Annotated in this window: 23 protein-coding genes and 3 pseudogenes; 20 read left to right on the forward strand and 6 right to left on the reverse strand. The window is 35.9% G+C overall.

Going from position 1 to position 23,299, the window contains the following annotated elements; translation table 11 throughout:
• Positions 1 to 14 precede the first annotated feature (14 nt).
• The 3 genes and pseudogenes from BAOM_RS10410 to BAOM_RS10420 all read left to right on the forward strand — a co-directional run bounded on the left by BAOM_RS10410 (position 15) and on the right by BAOM_RS10420 (position 1,258).
• Positions 15 to 632 carry a DUF1541 domain-containing protein gene (locus BAOM_RS10410; protein ID WP_127760227.1) on the forward strand — a complete coding sequence of 206 codons (618 nt, stop codon included), beginning with the start codon at positions 15 to 17 and terminating at the stop codon, positions 630 to 632.
• A gap of 104 nt (positions 633 to 736) precedes the next feature.
• Positions 737 to 970, forward strand: a pseudogene (locus BAOM_RS10415) (metal-sensitive transcriptional regulator); the annotation flags it as partial.
• A gap of 87 nt (positions 971 to 1,057) precedes the next feature.
• On the forward strand, positions 1,058 to 1,258 hold the full coding sequence (locus BAOM_RS10420) for a C40 family peptidase (RefSeq protein WP_127760229.1): 201 nt from the start codon (positions 1,058 to 1,060) through the stop codon (positions 1,256 to 1,258).
• 85 nt (positions 1,259 to 1,343) lie between these two features.
• Here the strand turns inward: BAOM_RS10420 and BAOM_RS10425 are convergent, their stop codons facing one another.
• The gene (locus BAOM_RS10425; protein ID WP_127760230.1) at positions 1,344 to 2,072 is read right to left on the reverse strand and encodes a cytochrome c biogenesis CcdA family protein; all 729 of its coding nucleotides are present in this window, start codon (positions 2,070 to 2,072) and stop codon (positions 1,344 to 1,346) included.
• A gap of 708 nt (positions 2,073 to 2,780) precedes the next feature.
• Between BAOM_RS10425 and BAOM_RS10430 the strand changes: the two genes are divergently transcribed.
• The 3 genes from BAOM_RS10430 (at position 2,781) to BAOM_RS10440 (ending at position 5,047) form a co-directional block, all read left to right on the forward strand.
• Positions 2,781 to 3,680 (forward strand): sulfite exporter TauE/SafE family protein, encoded by a 900-nt coding sequence (locus tag BAOM_RS10430; protein WP_127760231.1) that lies wholly within the window; start codon positions 2,781 to 2,783, stop codon positions 3,678 to 3,680.
• 261 nt (positions 3,681 to 3,941) lie between these two features.
• On the forward strand, positions 3,942 to 4,223 hold the full coding sequence (locus BAOM_RS10435) for a hypothetical protein (RefSeq protein WP_127760232.1): 282 nt from the start codon (positions 3,942 to 3,944) through the stop codon (positions 4,221 to 4,223).
• A gap of 251 nt (positions 4,224 to 4,474) precedes the next feature.
• The gene (locus tag BAOM_RS10440) at positions 4,475 to 5,047 is read left to right on the forward strand and encodes a cell wall hydrolase (protein WP_252283514.1); all 573 of its coding nucleotides are present in this window, start codon (positions 4,475 to 4,477) and stop codon (positions 5,045 to 5,047) included.
• A gap of 252 nt (positions 5,048 to 5,299) precedes the next feature.
• On the opposite strand, the gene BAOM_RS10445 is transcribed toward BAOM_RS10440, so the two are convergent.
• A complete protein-coding gene (locus BAOM_RS10445) occupies positions 5,300 to 5,908 on the reverse strand; it encodes a ClpP family protease (RefSeq protein ID WP_164853186.1) in 609 nt (202 codons plus the stop codon).
• Positions 5,909 to 6,257: 349 nt separating this feature from the next.
• Between BAOM_RS10445 and BAOM_RS24350 the strand changes: the two genes are divergently transcribed.
• The 3 genes from BAOM_RS24350 to BAOM_RS10460 all read left to right on the forward strand — a co-directional run bounded on the left by BAOM_RS24350 (position 6,258) and on the right by BAOM_RS10460 (position 8,831).
• Entirely contained in the window at positions 6,258 to 6,539 is a 282-nt protein-coding gene (locus BAOM_RS24350) for a hypothetical protein (protein ID WP_119118799.1), read from the forward strand.
• A gap of 296 nt (positions 6,540 to 6,835) precedes the next feature.
• On the forward strand, positions 6,836 to 7,900 hold the full coding sequence (locus BAOM_RS10455) for a GerMN domain-containing protein (RefSeq protein WP_127760235.1): 1,065 nt from the start codon (positions 6,836 to 6,838) through the stop codon (positions 7,898 to 7,900).
• A 307-nt stretch (positions 7,901 to 8,207) separates the two neighbouring features.
• On the forward strand, positions 8,208 to 8,831 hold the full coding sequence (locus BAOM_RS10460; protein ID WP_127760236.1) for a GIY-YIG nuclease family protein: 624 nt from the start codon (positions 8,208 to 8,210) through the stop codon (positions 8,829 to 8,831).
• A gap of 161 nt (positions 8,832 to 8,992) precedes the next feature.
• On the opposite strand, the gene BAOM_RS10465 is transcribed toward BAOM_RS10460, so the two are convergent.
• Positions 8,993 to 10,195, reverse strand: a complete 1,203-nt coding sequence (locus BAOM_RS10465) for an MFS transporter (RefSeq protein ID WP_127760237.1) — start codon at positions 10,193 to 10,195, stop codon at positions 8,993 to 8,995.
• Between the two features lie 26 nt (positions 10,196 to 10,221).
• Entirely contained in the window at positions 10,222 to 10,803 is a 582-nt protein-coding gene (locus BAOM_RS10470) for a TetR/AcrR family transcriptional regulator (RefSeq protein ID WP_127760238.1), read from the reverse strand.
• A 336-nt stretch (positions 10,804 to 11,139) separates the two neighbouring features.
• Here BAOM_RS10470 and BAOM_RS10475 point away from each other — a divergent pair, with 336 nt between their 5' ends.
• Positions 11,140 to 11,835: a CoA transferase subunit A gene (locus BAOM_RS10475; RefSeq protein ID WP_127760239.1), complete on the forward strand. Its 696-nt coding sequence runs from the start codon at positions 11,140 to 11,142 to the stop codon at positions 11,833 to 11,835.
• Positions 11,835 to 12,506 (forward strand): 3-oxoacid CoA-transferase subunit B, encoded by a 672-nt coding sequence (locus BAOM_RS10480; RefSeq protein WP_127760240.1) that lies wholly within the window; start codon positions 11,835 to 11,837, stop codon positions 12,504 to 12,506. Before BAOM_RS10475 ends, BAOM_RS10480 begins: the two co-directional genes overlap by 1 nt.
• Positions 12,507 to 12,736: 230 nt before the next feature.
• Here the strand turns inward: BAOM_RS10480 and BAOM_RS10485 are convergent, their stop codons facing one another.
• The gene (locus tag BAOM_RS10485) at positions 12,737 to 13,639 is read right to left on the reverse strand and encodes a tyrosine-type recombinase/integrase (RefSeq protein ID WP_164853187.1); all 903 of its coding nucleotides are present in this window, start codon (positions 13,637 to 13,639) and stop codon (positions 12,737 to 12,739) included.
• A gap of 626 nt (positions 13,640 to 14,265) precedes the next feature.
• Here BAOM_RS10485 and BAOM_RS10490 point away from each other — a divergent pair.
• From BAOM_RS10490 to BAOM_RS10530, 8 genes and pseudogenes are all read left to right on the forward strand, one after another.
• Entirely contained in the window at positions 14,266 to 14,826 is a 561-nt protein-coding gene (locus tag BAOM_RS10490) for a thioredoxin family protein (protein ID WP_127760242.1), read from the forward strand.
• Positions 14,827 to 14,835: 9 nt separating this feature from the next.
• Positions 14,836 to 15,267 carry a MarR family winged helix-turn-helix transcriptional regulator gene (locus BAOM_RS10495; RefSeq protein ID WP_164853188.1) on the forward strand — a complete coding sequence of 144 codons (432 nt, stop codon included), beginning with the start codon at positions 14,836 to 14,838 and terminating at the stop codon, positions 15,265 to 15,267.
• A 7-nt stretch (positions 15,268 to 15,274) separates the two neighbouring features.
• Positions 15,275 to 15,658: pseudogene (locus tag BAOM_RS10505) on the forward strand (DsbA family oxidoreductase).
• Between the two features lie 582 nt (positions 15,659 to 16,240).
• Positions 16,241 to 17,532 (forward strand): annotated as a pseudogene (locus BAOM_RS10510) (MDR family MFS transporter).
• A 379-nt stretch (positions 17,533 to 17,911) separates the two neighbouring features.
• Complete coding sequence (locus BAOM_RS10515; protein WP_127760246.1) at positions 17,912 to 18,655, forward strand: NADPH-dependent oxidoreductase; 744 nt, start codon at positions 17,912 to 17,914, stop codon at positions 18,653 to 18,655.
• Between the two features lie 692 nt (positions 18,656 to 19,347).
• Positions 19,348 to 19,806, forward strand: coding sequence for a hypothetical protein (locus tag BAOM_RS10520; RefSeq protein WP_127760247.1), 459 nt, complete (start codon positions 19,348 to 19,350; stop codon positions 19,804 to 19,806).
• 6 nt (positions 19,807 to 19,812) lie between these two features.
• Entirely contained in the window at positions 19,813 to 20,313 is a 501-nt protein-coding gene (locus tag BAOM_RS10525; RefSeq protein ID WP_127760248.1) for a hypothetical protein, read from the forward strand.
• Positions 20,314 to 20,620: 307 nt separating this feature from the next.
• Positions 20,621 to 20,935, forward strand: a complete 315-nt coding sequence (locus tag BAOM_RS10530; protein ID WP_127760249.1) for a DUF3892 domain-containing protein — start codon at positions 20,621 to 20,623, stop codon at positions 20,933 to 20,935.
• A 725-nt stretch (positions 20,936 to 21,660) separates the two neighbouring features.
• Here BAOM_RS10530 and BAOM_RS24945 read toward each other — a convergent pair.
• Positions 21,661 to 22,029: a hypothetical protein gene (locus BAOM_RS24945; protein WP_252283422.1), complete on the reverse strand. Its 369-nt coding sequence runs from the start codon at positions 22,027 to 22,029 to the stop codon at positions 21,661 to 21,663.
• A 468-nt stretch (positions 22,030 to 22,497) separates the two neighbouring features.
• On the opposite strand from BAOM_RS24945, the gene BAOM_RS10540 reads away from it, so the two are divergent.
• On the forward strand, positions 22,498 to 23,268 hold the full coding sequence (locus BAOM_RS10540; RefSeq protein WP_127760250.1) for an SDR family oxidoreductase: 771 nt from the start codon (positions 22,498 to 22,500) through the stop codon (positions 23,266 to 23,268).
• Positions 23,269 to 23,299: the final 31 nt, after the last annotated feature.

The following is a 23,299-nucleotide window of genomic DNA, read 5'->3' on the forward strand; positions in this document are numbered from 1 at the left end:
GAGGATTTATGTCTATGCAAAAAAAAAGAATGAAAATGTCCATCATTTTATCTTTATTTGCAGCCATTTCCTTAGTACTGGGTGCCTGCGGGAATGCTAATGACGAAAATACAGAGGATACGCAAAACGAAGATAAAGGAAATGCAGCAGGTACAGAGAACACAGAAAACATGGAGGGCATGAATCATAGTAAGATGAACATGTCTGGCTCAGGTGAAGTTCCTGAAGGTTTAAAAGTAGCAGAAAATCCAACTTATGAAGTTGGCAGTCAAGCCATTATTCAAGAAAGTCACATGCCAGGTATGAAGGGTGCTAAAGCAACAATTGTAGGGGCTTATGACACTACGGTTTACACTGTTTCATATACGCCAACAACTGGTGGGGAAAGAGTAGAAAACCATAAATGGGTGATTCATGAAGAGTTACAAAATGTCGATAAATCCCCATTAGAGCCAGGAACAGAAGTTACAATCAATGCAGATCATATGGAAGGTATGGATGGTGCAACCGCTGAAATTGATTCAGCCGAAGAAACGACTATATATATGGTTGATTTCACTCCAACTACCGGTGGAGCAGAAGTGAAAAATCATCAATGGGTAACAGAAAGTGAATTATCACCAGCTAAATAATGTTTAAACTAAATGAATATATTTTTAATCTCAAGAGAGCTTATTCCTTACATGGATAAGCTCTTTTTACTGAATGATTTAATATAAGGGATATTTTCACAATACATTTAAATCGTATGGAAGGCCGAATTCGCGGAATTAAAGGTTTAATTGAGAAGAATACTTACTGTGACGATGTTGTCACACAGATTGCAGCCGCTCAAAGTACCTTAAACGGTGTAGCCAAGATTTTATTAGAGGGACATCTGAAAAACTGTGTAGTCCACCGACTTAATGAGGGAGATTCAGAAATTATTGATGAGTTATTAGTAACCATACAAAAGTTAATGAAAAAATAAAGGAAACAATTAATGACCAAGGCTATGATGTTGAATAGATTTTAAGGGTGCTTTTTAAGTACTTCTTTTTCGAAAAAGTATACCCATTTGAGGTCGGGAACAAAGGTCTCTTCACAGAAAATTGGGGACCTCGTGTTTTTTGAAACCTATAAACCTGGAGCTTCTCATGCGGGTATATACATAGGAAACAATCAATTTATTCATAGCTCCTCATCAAAAGGTGTGGGTATTTCTTCTATGAATAATAGCTATTGGTCTAAAAGGTATTTAGGAGCAAAAACATATTGATATGGTCATAAAATCATACTTAATATGGGTAGCAGAGCCAATTCTTTGGTAAAGGAGGGCTGGCCTTGATGCTTTTTATTATGTTTTACCAATAGGTTAGAATATCGAACAGACCTATAATAATAATCACTACTCCTGCTAACTTTTGAACAATGTTGCCAAACTTTTTCCCTTTTTTTATTAAAGATCCTTCTCCGTCAAAGGTCCATATTAATAATAGAATGATAAGAAGGGGCAAGGCAGTTCCAATACTAAACATAAGGGTCAATGTAAAACCGTATGTAGTCGATAATACCATAGGCATAAGTTTTGCAAAAAAAATAACAAACATGGTTGGACAAAATGCTATTGAATAGTTGATACCTAATAAAAGGGCTCCAAATTTTCCTCCTGAGCTTTTAAACCCGTTCCAGATGAAAAAACGTGAAGGCCAAACGAATTTTAAATAACCTAATAGAAAAAGACCCACTAAAATATTAATCAATCCTATACTTTTTCGAAAATACGCGAAATATGTAGTTAGAGTAGATTGAATTTCTTTTCCTAAAAACCAAATTAATATTCCAAAGATAGAATAAACTAATATTTTTCCTAGAATGAATAAAGAAACCTCCATCCAAGGTGTTTTTCTTCCTATGGCTTTGTTTCCAAAATAGGTAACTGCAGTAAAGTTTCCAGTAATCTGACAAGGTGCTAATGAACCAAGGATTCCTAATAGAAAGGCTCCTATAACTGGAATGGCTAAGGAACTATTCATCAATTGTAATACTGGATCAGAGAAAAATTGGCTAATTTTATTTAGGAAGTCGTACATAAAAATCTCCTTTCATTATATAATCCCTTATTTTAACAAACATTTTTCGAGAAATTATGCAGAAGGGAGTTTTTCACTGAAATTAAGGAGTTCTCTATCATTGAAGAATGCAGACGGTTTGAAATTCAGCCTAACATTCTATGTGAATGTATGGATGTAAACATCCTGCTTTCTTTAGTTGCATCGGGTATAGGAGCAAGCATAATTCCCAAGACCTCTCTTCCGACAAATTTCAATGACGGGCTAAAAACTTTAGATATCTTAAATACCTCCCTTCAATCAGAGACAGCCCTAGGTACCTGTCACTATAGATTTACTTGAATATATTAAAAGCGTGTTTTGAGCTATCTTTATTTCAAAACACGCTGTTTTATTTACTCTTTTATCAAAGCTTATAGTGTGAACTCAATTAAACGTTATTTCAAAGGTACAATCTAAAATCTAGTTTATATCAAATACAAGGAAAGAAAAAACTAAACTATAGTTGACAGGTAGGAAAAGTACGGTTATTATCAATAATATAAAATTTATTTATATTTCAAAAAAATTCTAGTTGAATACCTGTTATGAAAAAGAAAATGAGGCAGCTGATCAGACAAACTGAAGGCTCCTACTCTTAACTGCTTAGAGTAGGAGTTTTTTCAAAAAAATAAAATTCTGTATTTTCAGATAATACATAATCAAATAAAAGGCACCAGGAGGAAAAATATGAAAAAGCTAATTGTTTTGGCATTTGTAGGTTTTTTAGCACAACTAATTGACGGAGCCTTGGGGATGGCATATGGCGTTACATCATCGTCTCTTTTATTAGCATTTGGTATTGCACCAGCAGTAGCTTCTGCTTCCGTCCATCTTTCTGAAGTCGTAACAACGGCTGCTTCGGGAGTATCTCATATCAAATTTGGAAACGTGGATAAACAATTGGTATATCGTCTGATTATTCCAGGATCAATTGGGGCTTTCACTGGTGCGTGCTTCTTAAGTAATTTACCTGGCGATGTCGTTAAGCCTTACGTTTCGGCATTCCTTTTATTGCTTGGTTTCTATGTTATTTTTCGTTTTCTGTTTAAATTTCAGTCTAGTGAAGAAAAGGAATCAAAACCATTATCAGTTAAGCAATCTATACCATTAGGTTTAATTGCCGGCTTTGCGGATGCAACGGGAGGCGGCGGATGGGGACCGATTGCAACACCTGTTCTTTTATCCAAAAAAGGAATGACAGCGCGTAAAGTAGTTGGAACAGTAGATACGAGCGAGTTTGCTATCGCTATTTCTGCGACGGTCGGTTTTATCATTTCTTTAGGATGGGAAGTCGTGAATTGGCTTTGGGTCGGAGCGCTGATGATAGGAGGAATTGTTGCTGCACCGATTGCGGCATGGCTCGTTCGAATGGTTCCAGCTCAACTAATGGGAATTTTAGTTGGAGGTTTTATTATTATAGTAAATGCACGCACAATTTTAGGCACATGGGTAACAGATGAAATATACTATCCTGTTATTTATGGTTTTCTATTTTTGGGATGGGGAGTAGCTATTTTCTTTGGTGTTCGTAAGATGAAAGCAAACCAGGCTGCTGAAAAAGAAAAAAATAGAAAGTTAGCTAGTTAATCCATTTATATACTCGTTCTATGATTTGTTGAAAAAATATAAAAGAGAAGAATAAGAAAAATATAGAAGAAAGTGGATGGGAATTTGAGTATTCCTGTCCATTTTTTATTTTGCTCTAATTGACAGAACGAAAAATTTGTCGTTTAAAAATGTGTATCTTGGGAGAAGAATCGACATTTTTTTAAATAATTATTGTTTAGAATGATATATATAAATCAGCTTTAGAACGAGTGAAATCAAAATAGTAGGGGGATTAATAATATGTTTAACATTATCCAAACGAAAAAATATGATGGTTTCTATAACATTATCTTTACATATGAAAACGAGTATTTCTTGGCTGCTGGAGAATATGAAAATAATCAAACTCAATTAGTTATCCTTGATGCTATTGATAAAAAAGATATCAAAGAAAACATGTTGAAAACAGATTATATTTCTTATTATTCATTAATTGATGATGTGGAAAATCACGATGTACTTCAATATATAGATGAAATATTATCAACGGGGATTCAATTAGATACAGAGCTTGCAAGTTAATAATAACATAAAATTACAGTTATTGTAATCATATTAACAGTTTAAAGCTTGGATTATCCCAGCTTTTTCTTATGGTCCCGCTCACGGATTGATAACAGAAAAAATTAACAGAAGCTAAATGAAGTATTGATATAATTGAATTTTCAAGGATTGGTATTTTTAGTATGTGGAAATAAAATAATAGAATTGTTACCCTTATATGTGATTACTAGATAAATTGCTAGGGGGTACATATGAAAATATTTAAAAAAATGTTGCTCGTAGCTTCATTAGGGATGACATTATCAGCTTTCCAAGTTCATTCTGTTGATGCTGCAACTGATTATACTGTTAAACCAGGAGATACAATGTGGAAAATTAGTCAACGATATGGAGTACCTTTAATTTCTCTTCAAAAGATTAATAATGAGTGGGATAATAATTTGTATATTGGCCAACGTTTGACTATTCCTACAATCACATCTGCCGAAAGAACACTTTTAGCTCAATTGGTGCATGCAGAAGCGGCAGGAGAGCCTTTTTCAGGTAAGGTAGCGGTGGCAACAGTAGTGTTCAATCGTGTGGACAGTTCGTTATTTCCAAATGACGTTAAGAGTGTTATATACCAAATAGAACAAGGACATTATGCATTTTCACCAGTACAAGATGGACGGATTCATAATACGCCAACTAGTGAAGATTATAGAGCGATAGATGAAGCGATTGCTTTTCGTGGACAAGGTAATGGTTCTTTATATTTCTATAATCCTCAAAAATCAACAAGTGAATGGATTTTTTCTCGTCCAGTGACTGTTCGTATCGGCGATCACGTATTCGCAAAATAACGGTTATTAATAAGCACAAAGGGTCTGTCCTTTTAGTGCTTATTTTTTTACAAAAAAGTTCTATATAAGTTCTACTTAATTTTTCGACATGGCTAGTGATCCAATACATTGGAGCACTAGCGTTGGTCTTGGTTTAATTTCGATTAATGATGAAATTTCCTTGATACAAATGCTATATAAAAACTTCTTATCTAACACTTGTCTAATCACTAAGAAAAAACAAACGCTATGTTAAGAAGTTCTCGTAAACTATTAGATGATTTCATGTACAATTCCTAAACTTAATCCCTCATCATTCGCGAACATATACCATTCTTCATCTTCCTTCTCAGTATACAACTCCTCTGAAATGTTTGTATTTTCCACAACAAACTGCTTAATGCGATTATCTAAACGATCATAGAAATTCATTGTGTTTTTCGCTTTTTTAGAAGTGGATTGAACAGCCATACTCCCATCATGAATAAGAATGACTGTATTGGGATATGCTTTTCTATAATGTCCGCTAATTAAAAGTAAAGCACCCATAGAAGCACACGAACCTATACCAATCGTTTCAACTTTCGTTTCACTTGATTTGATGGCATCGATAGCAGCAAAACCTGCCACTACATCTCCACCATTAGATGTTATATAAATTTGTATTGTTTTTCTTTTATCGACTGGAATATTTAATTCTCTATCTTCTCGATTCCATTCTTGAATCCAATAAACAACTTTATTGACAATGGTTGTATCCACATCATAATTAAAATAAATTCTTCGTTCTTTCAGTCCCAGATAAAACTGATACTCTTCAAGAGAATCAGGTAAATTTGCAACTAACTCCAAATATTCTTTGTCGAATTCAATTTTTTTCATTATAAAACCCTCCTTCATAATATGTGTGCATATAGAAAGGAAGAGGATGGTCATGCCATCATACCTATTTACTAATTTATTCAACAAACATAATCTTCGCGACAGCATTCATCCTCAATATCCACTTAAAGTGCTGTCTTGTAGCCTGTTTCATATTAAGTAAAACGATGCTATTTAAAAGAAAGGTCCCATATTTGGTAGGGATTTGGTAGAATACAAGAAATTTGTCGTTAAAAAATGTGTCGTTCAGGAGAGGAATCGACATTTTTTTCAACAATTATTGTTTAGAATGATATATATAAATCAGCTTTAAAACGAATGAAATCAAAATAGTAGGGGGATTAATAATATGTTTAACATTATCCAAACGAAAAAATATGATGGTTTCTATAACATTATTTTTACATATGAAAACGAGTATTTCTTGGCCGCTGGAGAGTATGAGAATAATCAACCCCAATTAGTTATCCTTGATGCTATTGATAAGAAAGATATCAAAGAAAATATGTTAAAAACGAATTATATTTCTTATTATTCATTATTTGACGATGTAGAAAATCATGATGTGCTTCAATATATAGATGAAATATTATCAACAGGAGTCCAATTAGATACAGAGCTTGCAAGTTAATAGAAATGCGCAAAGTGTTAATCGTGTATTTGCCGTTATAAAAGTACCAAGGAAAGTCCTTGGTACTTTTTGTAATGGCGCTAGTGCAGGATTCGGTGGCGGTTTCTGCTAGGGAAATTTTTTTACTATCGGCTTTTTTCAGTGCCTCTCTATCCACAATTCCGTTTTTTATAAGAGCAACTGGCCTCCCTTCAAAAAGGCATCGAAAAAATAAAGATTTTTGTCCAAGAAATTCTACAATACATAATAAAAGCCCTATAAGCACACGGAATAGACGAATGATAAAGGAGATTAACATGAAGAAAAGTATATTAATAGGTTCAGCAGCACTTGTTATTTTATTGGCTGGATGCCAATCAGAAAGTAACTCCAGCAACCATAATAATGAAGTGAATACTAAGGAGAAAGCCCCTTCGGTCCAATCTTTAAAAATTGAAGATTATTACCCAATTAAAGAAAATACTCGATATATATACGATGGAAAAGGAAATGAATACGCTTCATTTAATGTTTACGTTGATTATACTTCCGAGAACAAACTACAAGAAAGAATCGATAATGGTGGAACCGTTATGGCTCGTGTCGTTGAATTAAAAGATGGTAAGTTAACCAGTACCTACTCAAGAGCAGAGGCTTACTATAGAGAAAACCTTTTAGAAACAAAAACGGGGGATGAAGAAACCTTATTAATGGAACCATTAAAAAAAGGAACAACTTGGAGACTTGAGGACTCGAGTGTTAGAACTATAACCAATACTTCTGTGGATGTATCGACTCCTTCCGGAAATTATAAAGCGATTGAGGTAACGACAGAAGGCTCTAATGGACGAAACATTGATTACTATGCTAAAGGAGTAGGTTTAGTAAAAACTTCATTTTTTTCAGAGGGAATGGAGGTATCCTCTTCTTTGAGTAAAATTGAAGAAAACGCCCCGTTAGTCCAAACAATTACTTTTTACTACCCTAATATTGATGATGATAAGCTGTATTTTAAAAGTAGGGAGCTTTCATTCCTGACAAACTCTATAACCAAAAAGGTTTTAGAAGATGCTTATAAAGAAAACGTACCGAATACAGTAGAACCGGTATTCTCTGAAAACACAAAAATTAACAGTTTGTATTTAAATAAAGATAACAATTTGTACATTGACTTGAATCAAGCTTTTTTAACAGAAATGAGTGCCGGTGCTGCGTATGAAGGAATGATTCTTCAAAGCATTGTTAATACCTTCGGCCAGTATTATGGAGTGGCAAAAGTATACCTCACTATTGATAATGAACCTTATTCATCCGGACACATCGCTATGGAAAAAGGGGGTTTTTTTGAAGTAAATGTAGATGATGCTATTGAAATAAAATAGGAAGTATGTTGAAAATTATCCAAACACAAAAATATGATGGTTTTCATAACATTATTTTTACATTTCTATTCCACCCGAAAAACTGATATTTCACCTTTCTCAATAGATGCTTATTATCATTTACTAACTATCCAATGTGTAGATATACAAAAACAGAGAAGCGCGGGGACCGTCCCGTGCTTTCTTTTTGCCTCAACGATAACTCCAGCAATAGCTGTCATAGACCGTAATAAGACTTAAAAAAGTTTCTATAAACATTTATAGTTGTTACAATATTGTATATATAGGAGGAGGGTAAGAAGTTAAAATGGTTAAACATTTTGGGGTAAATATACGTGAAAAATCTGATGGATTAAAACTAACAAGAGACAATTACATAAAAGTAAATAATAAAAGTTCGTTAGATACACGAAAAGTTTACTCTGATTCAGAGATAAATAAATATGTAGAAGATAGCTTATTTAATTATGATTTGAATATAGAGTATTTTGATTTATTATCTAAGCTGGAATTTAATAAAGAACTTATGACATTTATCAGTAAAACTAAATTATTTAAGGAAATTACTAATCTTGTTCCGTTAAGTGAGGTTCCTGGATATTATATTATGGTGCTAGATGAATACGCTCAAGCTTATATCGGTAGAAGTGGTAATATTAAAAAACGGATTCAGTCTCATTGGAGTAAACAAAAAGAATTTGACCGGTTAATATTCGGAAGTAAAGAAAATTCCATTTTATCGATAGATAGCTTTAGAGCTTATAATACCACGAGGATATTTGTGTATCCAACTGATGAACTTCATGGGCACGAAGATCATTTCATTAACCTATTTAATAAAAAGTATCTTTTAAATAGAACTAGTGGTGGAACATTGGATGGATTAATGGAAGCTATAATCCATAGAAAAACAAGAGAACTGTCCGTTTAGGCCTAACGTTAATGAGGGCTCTAGTAAAATAAATGAGAAGTCTTTAATATTCCATAAACCCTTATTTTATAGTAAACAAAGAAAAATCCATTTTGAAAAAGATTGATCAAAATGGATTCTTATCTAGCAAATTTATGTTTCGATTTTATAAAAAAGTTTACTTATTCCGCTAAGCTTTCTGCTAGTTGTTTTTCTTTCCACATGACTGTAATAACGAGGCCAATTCCCATTATGACAGCAGCGAAAAGATAAGGATAGTGGATATTTACGTCAAAGAGTATTCCACCCATCGCTGGTCCGACGATATTGCCTAAGCTTGTATAGGTTGAGTTCATACCAGCAACAAATCCTTGCTCTTTCCCGGCTGCTTTTGATAAAAATGTCGTCAATGCCGGACGAAGCAAGTCAAATGCAAGGAAGATGAAGCAAGTTACCACAAGCACTACTAAAAAGCTAGAGATCACGGTGGACGCCACCGCCAATATTGCACCTATGATTAAACATAATTGAATCAGTTTCTTTTCACCGAGTATATCTACTATTTTTCCAAACATAAATATTTGTACAATAACACCAAAGATTGAGCTTATTGTAATAATGGCTGCAATGTCCTTCGGCGTGTAACCGAATTTATGATCAGAAAATAGGCTAAAAATAGTTTCATATGCTGATAGACCGAAAGCGAGTACAAATACAATGATAAATGCAATAAAGTAAAGCGGATTAAGGGATCTTTTTAAATCGCTTATAAAGTTTGTTTGCTTTGTATTAGCAGAAATTTCTGCAAGCTGTTCCTTTGTTAGCGGCTCTTTTAAAATAAATATGGATGAAATACATGCTAAAAAAGCAATAGATGCCGCAAAGAAGAAGGGGAAACGTATTCCGTATTCTGCAATAAAGCCACCGATGCCAGGTCCTATAATAAAGCCCGTGCTAATGGCTGCGGAAAGATAGCCCATCGCTTTGGGCCGTTCCTGAACGGATGTAATATCTGCAACATATGCAGTAACACCCGGCATAATAAAGGCAGCGCTAATTCCCCCTAGAACCCTTGATAGATAAAGCACCCAAACATTCGTGCCTAAACCAAAGATAAGTTCTGATACACCAAAAAGGAGTAAGCCGATTATGATGATTTTCTTTCTGCCATAACGGTCAACAAAGCGTCCTGCGAGTGGTGACATAAGTAGTTGTGCGACCGCAAATACCGCAACAAGATAGCCCATCGTTTTTCCTGATAAATGCATGATATCCATAAAAGACGGCATAACAGGGACGATAAGACCAACTCCTAGAAATGCAATGAATATATTACTTAGAAGAATAATTAATACCGCTTTTTGTTCTTTTATTGTTTTCTTCATGGATTAACACCTCTTTTCTGTTCCAATCATTGATGTAAAATACCTCTCCAAAATACTGTCCAAGAGGCTTCTAATTTATCTTTCAGCCGCTCCTCATCATTTCCGTATACAAGCTCCAGCATAATAGAATCGACTACTCCCAAAAAGGCGAAAGTCGGTGTTTTTGCTACATCTCTGACTATTACTTCAGCATCGATCCAATCCTGAAATTTGCTTTCTAGTAACGCCTGCACCTTCTCTTCGATATCGATTACTTCCTCTTCGATTGCTTTTGAAAGATGTGCTGGTGGAAAAAAAGACATACGTAGCCAAAACTTCAACTGCTCATTTTTTTGGAAAAGATCAATGACCAATTTTAGAAATCCGTATAAATCTTTTTCGGGATTTTGTGAATCAATTTTATTGAAATATTGAAGTTTCGAAGATAGCTCAGTCTCTTTCGCATCACGCAAAACTTGCAGAAAAAGGTCATCCTTTCCTTTAAAATGAGTGTAAATAGATTGCTTTTTTATACCGACTTCTTCAGCAATTTGAGAGAGGGATGCTCCTTCATAACCATGAATGGTGAAATATTTTAGAGCTGCCTCTTTAATTTCATTACTTTTCAATGTAATCACCTCATATTTTACGAACGTTCGTCAGTTATAGTAGCAAATTAAATAAACAAAAGCAAGCGGACAATGTGCAAAAAAACATCATCTTATGCAAAAATGCATATGCAAAAAACACATTAAGTCAATAAAAACCCATATGCTAAGCGTTTTCATTTTGGCATATCTCTTGCATTATCTAGTAATACAAAAGATAGTGATAGCTTTATAGGGATCAGTATCAAGATATTTCTATGGATTTATAAACTTGATAAAATCTATCCACAAATGGTTGCGGGTTTTCAAAAGCATCATCGAACATCACTTTAAGTTTCAAAATGAAAGGATGATTATATGCAAAATGTGAAGGACAATCAGGTTGAAACAAATGTTCAGTTTCTAACAGCTGAAGACGCAATTGCAAAAATACCCGCTAATGGTGCGACAATGATGGTTGGAGGGTTTGGAGATTCTGGTATCCCCGAGTATTTACTTCGGGCGGTGATGAATCGTGATGAGGTCACTGAATTAACGATTATGAGCAATAATATAACTGAAGGCTCGAATTTAAATGAATTATTTTTATTGAATCGAATAAAAAAAGCTATCGGTTCCTATTTCACAACAAATAAAGCAGTCATGAAAGCATATAACGAAGGGCGTATCGACATTGAGTTAATCCCACAGGGAACATTTTCAGAAGCATTGCGTTTAGGCGGGTCTGGCATTCCGGCTTTTTATACGCCGACTTCAGCTGGAACGGAGCTTGCTGAGGGAAAAGAGACTCGTTATTTTAATAATCGTGAGTATGTCCTTGAACATTCACTTAGTGCAGATGTTGCTCTTATTAAAGCGTACAAGGCCGACAAAGCGGGCAATCTTATTTACCGTAAAACGGCTCGGAACTTTAATCCCCTTATGGCGATGGCTGCAGATTTAACCATTGTTGAAGTAGAGGAGATTGTAGAGGTTGGGGAACTTGACCCAGAATCAATCGTTACACCATTTATATTTGTTGATGTCATTGTAAAAAGAGTGGTGAATGCCTAATGAAATTGGAATCAATTAGACACTATATTGCTTGGCGCGCTGCCCAGGAATTAAAGACAGGCATCGTGAACCTAGGCATTGGTATCCCGACATTAGTGGCTGATTACCTTACTCCGGGAAAAGTAACCTTACATTCTGAAAACGGTATTCTAGGCGTTGGTGCGGCACCAGCTGAGGGTTTTGTAGATCGAGATTTAATTAATGCAGGAAAACAGCCAATTACTCAACTTCCACATACCTCCTTTTTTGACAGTTCTCTATCCTTTGCGATGATGCGCGGTGGACATTTAGACGCTACCGTCATTGGGGCACTGCAGGTAGCGGAAAACGGGGATATTGCCAGCTGGGCTATACCAGGAAAAGATGTTCTAGGAGTCGGTGGTGTGATGGATTTAGTTGCTGGCGCGAAAAAAGTAATCGTTACAACAACCCATTTGAATGCGAAAGGTGAACCGAAGATCCTTCCCGGCTGTACCTATCCTTTAACGGCAAAAGGGAGGGTTGATACAGTTATCACCGAATACGCGGTCTTTAAAATTCGCAGCGGACAACTATATCTTGAGGAAATTGTTGCAGGCATTTCCCTTGATGAACTTAAACAAATAACCCCAGCATCCTACGAAGTATCTGCAAACTTGCAACGAGTCAATGCCTTTGATTTGGTGAAATGATTTTGAAAAACTAGAGAAGGAAAGAAGATATTTTTAAAACATGCTTCTCCTGCAAATGTTGGGCCTGAAGAATCCCAAAAGGAAATTGCAGATAGTTCAAAAGGTGGTTTGGAAAATTGACAGAGTGGGGGTCGGGGGTTCAAGTCCCTCACAGGTCATCATTTAAACAAGGCTCAAATCCTTTTGTATCAAGGGTTTGGGCTTTTTCTTTGTTTACTGACATATCCATTTTATCCCTGCATTTCTTGATTTGTATGTGAGTAGATATCAAGCGTAATTCCAACTCTAGCGTGTCCTAAACGCTCGCTAACGACTTTTGGATTTTCACCCATTCGCATCAAAATCGTGGCATGAGTATGTCTCAAATTGTGAAAAGGAATGTCAGGAACGTTTGCTTTCTTCGTAAGAGCTTTAAACTTACGAATGAGATTTCGTGGTTCGAGGTAGCGACCACCTTTTGATGCAATGACTAAACCTAGTTTATTGGGTGCTTGTTTCTCTCTATATCTAACCAAAGCCTCTTGTACGCTAGCTGATAAATACACGTCACGCCGTGAATGAGAAGTTTTTACTTCTTTTACGAATAAACCTTTTGCTTTTGTACGGGCTAAGGATTCTTCTACGTGTATAACTCCTTTGTCTAAGTCGACGTTTTTCCATCTTAAAGCGAGAATTTCTCCTCGCCTCATGCCTGTAAAGATAGCTAATAGGAAAGGGACAAGCTCGTTTTCTTGCTCACAAACTTCTAGAAAAGCCCTCGCTTCTTCTAATGTCCATATTTGCTTAGGCGTTTTATGGATAGAGGGAGGGGAAGCATTTTTAGCCAGATTATTCTTGATTGATCCCCACTTCACAGCCTTCTGTAATGCTTTAGATAACAGATTGTGTATTTTCTTTACAGTCGCATTGGCCAAGCCCTCGTTTAACTTTTGAGTATATAATTGATTGATATCATACGCTGTAATTTTAGACAAGGGGATAGATTGAAAGTAAGGGATTAAGTGAATACGTACAATTGTTTCTCCGACTTCAAAAGAAGACAGTTGTACTTCATGCTTATGGGTGTCGTACAGCCAACTTTGAATATAATCCTTAAATACAGTTTTCGAAGGCTCACTATATTCTCTAGTCATAATCTTTGCTTTTAGCCTATTCATTTCCGCTATAGCTTCGCGCTTTGTTTTAAAGCCACTACGATATACTTGTTTTCGTTTGCCGGTTCAATCATCAATTCCGGCATCAATTCGAAATGACCATACTTTACCTACTTTCCTAACTGACATAAAAAAACCTCCATGTTGAGATGGAGGTAGGGTGTGGTAAATAGTATGGGCATGTAACATTTCTTTCATGCAGGCGTGTATTTAAAAAGATTGATTGTTAGTGGAACAAAGTTTAATCGTTTATAAAAAACAAACCAAAAAATATAATCGTAATAATGTTGAGGAGTGCCTTTAATCTTTGTTCAACAAACGGGTCATATTGTTGAAGAACGCTTTCACATATTTATGTAGCTTACATAAGTAGTGTAAGTTCTTTACTTTTATTTTGGGCCATGTTTCTTATTAAGGGGTAATTTAGTTATATTTCTTCACAATCTCACTAAAATAACAACATAAATATCTAGTTATTTCCTATTGATTATTATTCCATAATATGGACCGATTGTTTTTCTTGATTTTTAGTTTCATAAATACTATAGTTGAGCTATCAATAATTGAGGTATCAATAGTTGGTAATTATAAATGGAGAGTCTTAAATGAAATTACAACAATGGTTTGAAAAAGGTTTAACAACAAAACAATATATAGATGGTATGCAAACGCATAAAGAAAATCTACAAAAGGTTTATGAGTCGTTCAAACTTTCAGATGCAAATAAAGAAGAGCTTTTAACTGTGCAGACAACTGGCATGAAAGTTATTGTGTTAACGGAAGATTGGTGTGGCGATGCGATGGTTAACATCCCAGTTTTACTACGCATTGCAGAGGAAACAAACATCGATGTTCGTTTTATTCTACGCGATAGCAATTTAGAATTAATGGATCAATATTTAACAAATGGTACTGCTCGATCGATTCCGATTTTTATTTTTATTGATGATAAAGGTAACGAATTAGCTGTATGGGGACCACGTGCTGCTAAAATTCAACAACACTTTGATGAATTAAAAGCACAGTTACCAAGCGAAGATGCACCTGATTTTAAAGAAAAGCAATTAGCAATGTTTGAAGAGTTTGTAAGTAAATTCACAGAAGACTATGCTACATGGCAAATCATTGCGGATAGCATGATTGAGAAGCTAAAAGAAATCAAGTAGGTGATACATTTGGAACAAAACTATATTGGCTATGTTCGAACAACCTTTTTACTACGTGTATTAAACAATCAGCTCAACACAAAATTTGAGCGTGCCACAAGCCTGAATTTGTCAAGATATGAACTACTTCACTACCTTGTAGATGGTGAGGTTTATGCACAAATGCATTTACAAAAGCTTTTAAATTTAGATGCAGCAGCGATTACACGACATTTAAAAGCATTAGAAGAAGAAGGCTATATTACCCGTACACGAAACCCTCAAAATAACCGAGAAATGCTAGTACAAGCGACAGCAGAAGGTATCAAAGGTACATTAGAATGTCAAAGTAGCCGTAATAATTTTGACAATCGTTTATTTGAAGGATTTAGTGAAGAAGAGCTGACGGTGTTTATCAAATCGTTAGAAAAATTAAAGTTTAATTTAGAGAATATGGAGTGAAAATATAATGATTACAATTGATATTTGGACAGATTATGTCTGTGAATATTGCTATATTGGCAAAAAAGAATTACAACGTGCAATCGAAAAATTAAATTTACAACACTAAATTTCGATTCGTTATAAGGCATTTGAATTGATGCCAAACAGCCCGATGCAACCAGAACAGAAAATGCTAGAAGCAATGAGTCAGATGATTGGGAAGCTAATGGAAGAAATCGAGCAAATGTTAAAGGCACCGGTTGAACGTGCAAAAGACTTAGGTTTAACGTTAAACTACGACAACCTTTTCGCTCAAAATACAAATAAAGCGCACCGTGTGTCAAAGTATGCACAGGAAATCGGCAAGGCAAGTGAATACACGGAACAATTATTTTATTCTTTTGTTTGAGCATTTTTAATCACTGTTACATTAGGTAAACTGTAAAGACGATCTTGTAGAACAGTGTCTGGATGCTCTTCTTCAGTATCACGGTTTTAACAAGGAGCAACTGCTAGACCAGAGCAGTGCCCCTTGTTTGGTGTTTGTCAATGTCTTGGAGCGGTACCGGACCGCGCTAAAACAGGGCGATTTCATTTAGTTCTTTTTTGATCGTTGGTTTGGGCTTTGAGATTTTTGAGCACACCGTTATTTTCAGTTTGTTGAAGAAGATCCCAAAGGATTAAAAAAAAGCCAATCCTTTGGTAGATAAGGGATTGACCTATTGTCGTTTTTTATCGTTTATGCAGGATTTTATACATCGTTGATGGATCAAGGTTTTCGGCTTCCGAAGAAGCCTGGTGGCTGCATAAAAAAGGGGGATTTTATGCAATTAAAGTCTATGAAGTGGAGAACATCAATAATGATTGTTTGTTTTTAAACATAGAGAAAGGTGAAAGTATGGAGAAAAAAACGAAGCAAAATGTAGTGATTGTTTCATTGTTTATCGCTACATTTTTAACAGCAATTGAGGGAACCATTGTCAGTACCGCTATGCCCAAAATCGTTGAGGAATTACAAGGCAGTCAATGGTATACATGGGTAATTTCTATTTATCTATTGGCCACTGTTATAAGCATCCCGATTTTTGGGAAATTAGCAGATTTATATGGAAGAAAAGTCATGTTCAACGCAGGGGTCATTATTTTTTTAGCTGGCTCAACTTTATCTGGGTTTTCGCAATCAATGGAACAGCTTGTCTTATTTCGTTTAGTTCAAGGTATCGGGGAGGGGCGTTAGCGACAATTCCGTTTACGATTATCGGGGATATTTTTTCATTTAAACAACGAGGGAAGGTTCAAGGCTGGATCGGGAGCGTTTGGGGAATTTCAGGGATTATTGGACCGCTTGTCGGCGGTTTTATTGTCGATACGATATCCTGGAGGTGGATTTTCCTCATGAATATTCCTTTTGGAATAGCGGCGATGTTGATTTTATCGGTTTCATTATTTGAACAGATTGAAAAGAAAAAACACAGCATCGATTATGCCGGAATTATTGTCTTCGCTGCCAGTATGAGTTCTTTACTATATGGCTTAACTTTATTAAAAGAAAAAAATGGGCTGACAACTAGCGTATCCTTACTGTTTGGGATCGCAATTATCGGAATAATCCTCTTTATTTGGATCGAAAAAAAGGCGAAGGAGCCGATGCTGCCACTTACTTTATTTAAGATTCGAATTCTTAATATCGCGAACCTGGCTGGATTTTTGCTTGGGTTTATTTTGGTAGCTGTCACTTTTTATATTCCATTATGGGTGCAGGGGGTTAACGGTTTAAATGCTACTTCTTCCGGTCTTGCGATGCTTCCGATATCACTTGCCTGGCCGATAGCCGGGATTTTGATAGGAAGATGGTTAGTAAATAACTCTTTTGCACGGCTTGCATTAATCGGATTAGCCATCGTCATTGGTGGAAGCATCGGTTTAGCTGCTATGCAAACAAATACGAGTATGCTTTGGATTATGCTACTATCTGCTGTACTCGGATTCGGTTTTGGTATAGTCATCACCACATTCACCGTTGCTGTTCAATCGGCAGTAGATTGGTCGCTTAGGGGAGTGGCGATGGGTGCACATAATTTAATGAAAAGTCTTGGGCAGACGATTGGGATTGCGGTTTCGGGTCTATGGCTCAGTGACCAGCTCTATGGGCAGGAGTTAGAAGGAAGTTTGCATACGGTCTTTTTGATCCTTGTGATACTAGCAATTTTGGCCTTTGCTGTAACTTGTCTTTTAATTGTAAAAAAAGAAAAGAATGTTTTGCATCATTCTACAGAAAATTAAGGACAGGATGAGTGTGACCAACCGAATCTAAGGCAGGTTATGAATATAGCGGGAGACAAAAGCTTTGTCATTAGATTATGGTTAGTATGGTATTGAAATCAAGGGATAGTGATGCGAACTGTCCCTTATTTTCTTACTTATTGTGCTGCCTTTTCATAGCTTTTAATGCAACTTTTTCATAAGTCTCAAACTACACCCACATATTCAATTCCATTAGCGCGTACTATCAGAAGGAAGTTTTAAAAGACCGACAAGAAGCAGCAAGCCTACGTGTAACAGGCAGGTACTCATGCAGATTTTTATATTTGTTTTATAATTTATATTAGTGTTAGCATTTACTTAGCCTATTAATTATTTATTGAAGGTGAGGTTTATAATTGTGAATGAAGTGATAAAATCATTGAAAGCTCATCGTTCTTTCCGTTCGTACCAAAACAAGGCGGTGGATGAGGAGCAGTTGAATCAGATTATCCAGTCGGTTCAGGCATCTCCCAACTGGATTAATGGACAGCAGTATTCTATTATTGCTGTGAAGGACGAAGAGCGCAAGAAGAAATTGGCGGAGCTTTGCGGAAACCAAAAACATATCGAAGAAGCACCCGTTTTCCTGGTCTTCTGTGCGGATTTTTACCGAACTCATCTAGCATGTGAAATGGAAGGTACAACAATAAATACAACAGATGATATTGACACACTCATTGTTGGCGTGACGGATGTTGGGATTGCCCTTGGTACAGCTGTTACAGCGGCTGAGTCTTTTGGCCTCGGAACCGTGCCGATTGGCGGGATTCGCAGAAATGCGCTAGAAGTTATTGAGATGCTTGGCCTCCCGGAATACGTAATCCCAGTGTCCGGCCTTTGCATTGGTCATCCTGTTGAAGACACTGGCCAAAAACCGCGTCTTTTAAAAGAAGCCGTTTACCATGAAGAAGTTTACAACCGTGAACAGGGACCCCTTCTCGAGGAGTATAATGAAAGATATTCCCGTTATCTGCAGGAAAGATCGAAAAACAACCGTGTTGGAACTTGGACGAAAGTTGTATCTTCCTTCTTCAGCAAACGTTATTATCAAGGTGTTGCTGAAATGCTGAGCAAGCAGAAGTTTCCAGGGGGTAGGTTGTAGTTTTCGAAAAAATCAATTAGCTTATGCATGTCCCGTTTTATTATAAAAAAAAGAGGTTGTCCTACCAGACTTACAGATTTCCCGAACGAGAAATCCCACTTCTTTAGAGATGGGATGATAGTGAGGTCGAACCAGGCGTGTCTCGTGACACGTTAATGGTTCGATTTTTTTATGGAGAGGCTCTAGATTTTTTGAGTGAAGAAGGAATCTTGACCTCTACGCTGCCTGGTTGGGGAGCAAGACTTCCTCTAGTTTTCAACAATATCCGTAAATGCCTTTATATCAAGGGTTAAAGTGAATTTAGGAATTTTAAATGAACTGTGGTTTTCGATAGCGTGTGACCAGAGAGTGACCAATATTTTTATGGGAATCAAAATGAGATTAAAAGCTAAATATTAAAATTTTGACATGTGACAGTAGCCAAAAAAATTTTTTTCTGTGAACAAAGATCATGTAACTTCTTTAATATGTGTATAAAGATTGTGAAGTGATGTACTTAAACTATAGGGACAGGTTAACGCAATAAAATATTATATTTGGATAAAAGAATTAAATCCCCATTTGATGGGAAATGTAAGGGAAAATAAAGAATAAAGTTAAAAAAATTATCTGAGAATACAGAAACAAGATGAACAACTATTGGTTTCTGTATAGAACGTTAAATACATTAAAGAACTATGAGGTATTTTTAAATGGTACTCTCAGTAGCGCTCTTACTAACCATACTGTTAACTGTCCTTGCGTTTCGCACAAAGTGCCTTCATAAACTGGAAGTGGTTGTACTTTGGATGTTTATTTCTAGTCTTGTACAGGATGTGTATAGTATGGGTGGCTTAAACCTTGGTCATATACAAACTTCAGATAGAATGGAAGAATTTTTTTCATTTGTAGTAGTTAGTGCTGCATTGATACCAGCTCTCATAACTTGGATATTTGGTATCATTTTGTCCCTTCGTACACTCGTTTGGAAATATATGTTTATTATAATGAGTCCTTTTGTTCTCGTTGTTTTAGAATATACAGCAGATTTTGTAGGGATTATTAAACACCATCAAATGTCAAAATGGGACTCATTTTTAGTGTGGTGTCTTGTTCTTCTTGTTGTATACATCTTTCGACGTTGTTTTTTTTTACTTTCGAAAGGAGTATAAGCATTTATGTTATTATTACCAATCCATTTTGATGAAAATGAGTGGTTCGTATTAATAGCTCTTCTTCCCCTTATTCTGGGATTTATTGTTTTTCGTAAAGTTTTACCATCAGGTATCACAGTAGCCGTACTACTTTATTTTGCCTCAATAGGCAAATGGACGGATTACGTTATTGGCATTAAGTTTCAACAGTACCTTGCTTTAGACACATTTAAGCAAGATTTATTTGACTGGTTATGTTTAGGAATAGCCTACCCGCTTTTTGGTTACTTCTTTGTATATATCTTGGTTAGGCGGGAATTAAAGGGTATTTTTGTGAGTTTTTATATATTAGTGTGGTCAGTCATCCTTGTTTTCTCGGAATGGGTGGCTTCGTTATTCAATGTATTTGTCTATATGGAATGGAATTTGATGTATTCCTTTGTTGTTTATTTGCTTGTTCTAACGTTAGGTTTTTTCTATCTAAAAGTAATTCAACGGTGTTATTGTTTTTTTATACAAAAATAGCCTGTTGATTTATCCATACCTGCATAGAGGGTTTTTCATCATCTGTTTCTAAATAAATTGTAAATTTCTCTAATTTTCCTTTGTCATTTAACGCTTGAAAACCCTTCTTTCACAAACAATGGTTATTAATTTTAAATCAGCCCACAATGTTTGTGAATTATAGGAATTCCAGTAGTTATTGAACTATCAGGTGCTATAGTGAAAAAAGATGTGAAAAACTGCAAAAATAATTCATTTTGTTAAGGGTTATAGTACATAAACTAATGGTTTCCGACCATACTAATAAAATGTTTTGGAGGTGGGGTTGATGGATAAAAAAGACTTTCAAAAAGTTTATAATGAATACTTACAACAAGGAGAAGGCCAAGCTCAATTGGAAGTAGTTGAGGAAGTCGATTCAGGAGTAGAACAAATTGTTGCAGTTCGTAAAAATGATGAGGATGATATTATTGCTTTTAAAACAAGTAGTGGAAGAGAACTAGATTATATTACTGCTCTTGATGAAGCAAAATCAGGGAAGTTAGCTCATGTCGACGTATTTCATAAGTATGGCAGGGATATTATACGTAGTGAACCTGATGGTATTAAAGAAAATAACTTAGATAACTTACCTTCTTTTTAAACGGGTAAATCTCAAGAAGAGAATATTAGTTTGGATATTCTCTTCTTTACTTTACTAAATTTACCTAAAGCTTTGTAAACTTACTGTAAGAAAACCATCAGTTATTCAATTATAGGGAGCTTTTCTTTAAGTAAGAAGGTGTCGTTTTTTAATCTAGAGTAACACATTTAAATTGGTGTTATATTAAGGTGTAGAAGAGATTGTGAAGGATTCTACTTAAACTATCGGGACGCTTTAGTTTAATAAGATATATATAAAACAAGAAAATGACGTGTACCATTCTACACGTCATTTTCTTGTTTTGATTTATAAACAGAATTCCTTCATTTTTTAACCTAGCATTTCCTCTAATAGCTCGTTTTTAGGAGTGAAGTATCCCTGACCACTCCCACGGCTGAAGCCAGTGGGGTTCTTTCTCGCAAACATTCCACTTACAAATTTCCACAGGAAGATGCAGGGGTGAAACTTGGGCGAGCAACTTTTGAGAGAAAAACAGTCTTTCAAAAGGGCAAGGTCGGTGCCACTACGCCATTCGACTGGCGATACTTAGTTCTTTCTTTGGTTTATTCTTCGGATGTTTCGTTTTTTGTCTGATTTCTTCAGACAAAAAGCGTTTATACCAAATCGGTTGTTTGAATAGGACCGAATAAAGAGATTGGACTGCCATCGTATGTTTTTTACGGGCAATATTTTGTGCTCCGTTTACATCACGATGGATTTCTGTTTTATGAACAGAACAAATAAAGTGTCTTCCTTTCGCCCATCGATGCTTTTTTTAATGGGATGCAATAATAGTATTTTCTTCTCCACGGATACTTCGCTTTTTTATCCGTTTTTCGAAGCTGTCGAATCGTTTCTCGATTCGCTTCATACTTATCCGCAATGGCTTGAACGGTCTGAGAATGGAGCTGATACGTTTGTTTTCGAACAAATTGAATCTCTGTTTTACTTAACCACTTTTTACGAGAAACATAATAAGAAGTCGCTTCTCGAACGATATCATTCCATACAGAAGCTGCTTCTCTCTGCATCATTCTCAATTCTTCATATAGATATTTCTCATAGGGAATACGAAATGAGTGTGTGACAAACATGTTTTTTTCCTCCTCTCTTGTTTTCTATACAACCATTATATAAGAACATACGTTCCCTGCACAAGAAATACGCCCACAACACGAAAAAAATCGAACCATTAACGCGTCACGAGACACGTCTGGTTCGACCTCACTATCATCCCACCTCTAAAGAAGTGGGCCTTCTCGTTCGGGAAATCTGTAAGTTATTCATAAATGAATCAACGATACAATAATGAATAGCTATAAGAGGTGCAATAGAAGAGAAGTGATTCATTATTGAATTATTTAACGATTTATTCATATAAAATATAGCTGTTTATCCCGTTAAAAACTTGGCACGCAAGTTGCATTAATAAAAGGAGAAGAAATAAGAACTGGCTAAGCACAGAACCTCGATTTAATGGATGAAGAAGGTTCAGTCTCCAGTCGATGTTGTTGGAGGTTCGTTAAGGATTATCTCAAGTAAGACCTAATAGGAGGAAAAATATGACAAAATCTTTGTTTGATTTAAGTGGAAAAACAGCGCTTATTACAGGCGGGGGAAGTGGATTGGGGAGAGTGATCGCAGAAGTATTTGCAGAATATGGTGCAAATGTAGCCGTTTGTTCTCGGAAATTACATAATTGTCAGGAAACCGCAGAGGATTTGAAAAATACGTTCTCTATACAGGCAAAGGCATATGAATGCAATGTAGCCAGTGAAGAAGCTGTGGCTGACACAGTGGAAGCCGTTCTTTCTGATTTTTGCCAAATCGATATTCTCGTCAATAATAGCGGGGCTACTTGGGGAGAAAAAGCGGAGAATATGCCGCTCGAAGCATGGCAAAAGGTCTTGAATGTAAATGTAACCGGCACATTTCTAATGTCAAAGGCCGTTGGAAACCATATGATTAGTCGCGGCAAGGGGAAGATTATTAATATCGGTTCCGTTGCAGGGTTGAAGGCAGAGCCTCCGGAAGTCCTAAATGCAATTGGATACAGTACAAGTAAAGCAGCGGTCCATCATTTTACGAAAGATTTAGCAAGAAAATGGGCGGGGTATGGAGTAAATGTCAATGCAATTGCACCGGGATTCTTTGAAACGAAAATGACAAAGCACGTACTTGACCAAAAAGAGGCTGCAATAATAAATAAAAATCCCATGAAAAAATTGGGGGATCCTGACTCACTGAAAGGAGCGGCACTTTTTTTAGCTGGCAATGGAAGTGATTATATTACGGGACAGATTATTGCAATAGACGGTGGAGTTTCTTTGTAATAATAAGTGAAGCGTAGGTGACGAGCTTCTT

This window comes from Peribacillus asahii, assembly GCF_004006295.1.
Taxonomy (GTDB): Bacteria; Bacillota; Bacilli; order Bacillales; family DSM-1321; genus Peribacillus; species Peribacillus asahii_A.

Bases quoted from the DNA above. Each gene is read 5' to 3' on its own strand.
- BAOM_RS10410 (WP_127760227.1), top strand. From the start codon at position 15: ATGCAAAAAAAAAGAATGAAAATGTCCATCATTTTATCTTTATTTGCA.
- BAOM_RS10425 (WP_127760230.1), bottom strand. From the start codon at position 2,072: ATGTACGACTTCCTAAATAAAATTAGCCAATTTTTCTCTGATCCAGTA.
- BAOM_RS10430 (WP_127760231.1), top strand. From the start codon at position 2,781: ATGAAAAAGCTAATTGTTTTGGCATTTGTAGGTTTTTTAGCACAACTA.
- BAOM_RS10435 (WP_127760232.1), top strand. From the start codon at position 3,942: ATGTTTAACATTATCCAAACGAAAAAATATGATGGTTTCTATAACATT.
- BAOM_RS10440 (WP_252283514.1), top strand. From the start codon at position 4,475: ATGTTGCTCGTAGCTTCATTAGGGATGACATTATCAGCTTTCCAAGTT.
- BAOM_RS10445 (WP_164853186.1), bottom strand. From the start codon at position 5,908: ATGAAAAAAATTGAATTCGACAAAGAATATTTGGAGTTAGTTGCAAAT.
- BAOM_RS24350 (WP_119118799.1), top strand. From the start codon at position 6,258: ATGTTTAACATTATCCAAACGAAAAAATATGATGGTTTCTATAACATT.
- BAOM_RS10455 (WP_127760235.1), top strand. From the start codon at position 6,836: ATGAAGAAAAGTATATTAATAGGTTCAGCAGCACTTGTTATTTTATTG.
- BAOM_RS10460 (WP_127760236.1), top strand. From the start codon at position 8,208: ATGGTTAAACATTTTGGGGTAAATATACGTGAAAAATCTGATGGATTA.
- BAOM_RS10465 (WP_127760237.1), bottom strand. From the start codon at position 10,195: ATGAAGAAAACAATAAAAGAACAAAAAGCGGTATTAATTATTCTTCTA.
- BAOM_RS10475 (WP_127760239.1), top strand. From the start codon at position 11,140: ATGCAAAATGTGAAGGACAATCAGGTTGAAACAAATGTTCAGTTTCTA.
- BAOM_RS10480 (WP_127760240.1), top strand. From the start codon at position 11,835: ATGAAATTGGAATCAATTAGACACTATATTGCTTGGCGCGCTGCCCAG.
- BAOM_RS10485 (WP_164853187.1), bottom strand. From the start codon at position 13,639: ATGACTAGAGAATATAGTGAGCCTTCGAAAACTGTATTTAAGGATTAT.
- BAOM_RS10490 (WP_127760242.1), top strand. From the start codon at position 14,266: ATGAAATTACAACAATGGTTTGAAAAAGGTTTAACAACAAAACAATAT.
- BAOM_RS10520 (WP_127760247.1), top strand. From the start codon at position 19,348: ATGGTACTCTCAGTAGCGCTCTTACTAACCATACTGTTAACTGTCCTT.
- BAOM_RS10525 (WP_127760248.1), top strand. From the start codon at position 19,813: ATGTTATTATTACCAATCCATTTTGATGAAAATGAGTGGTTCGTATTA.
- BAOM_RS10530 (WP_127760249.1), top strand. From the start codon at position 20,621: ATGGATAAAAAAGACTTTCAAAAAGTTTATAATGAATACTTACAACAA.
- BAOM_RS24945 (WP_252283422.1), bottom strand. From the start codon at position 22,029: ATGTTTGTCACACACTCATTTCGTATTCCCTATGAGAAATATCTATAT.
- BAOM_RS10540 (WP_127760250.1), top strand. From the start codon at position 22,498: ATGACAAAATCTTTGTTTGATTTAAGTGGAAAAACAGCGCTTATTACA.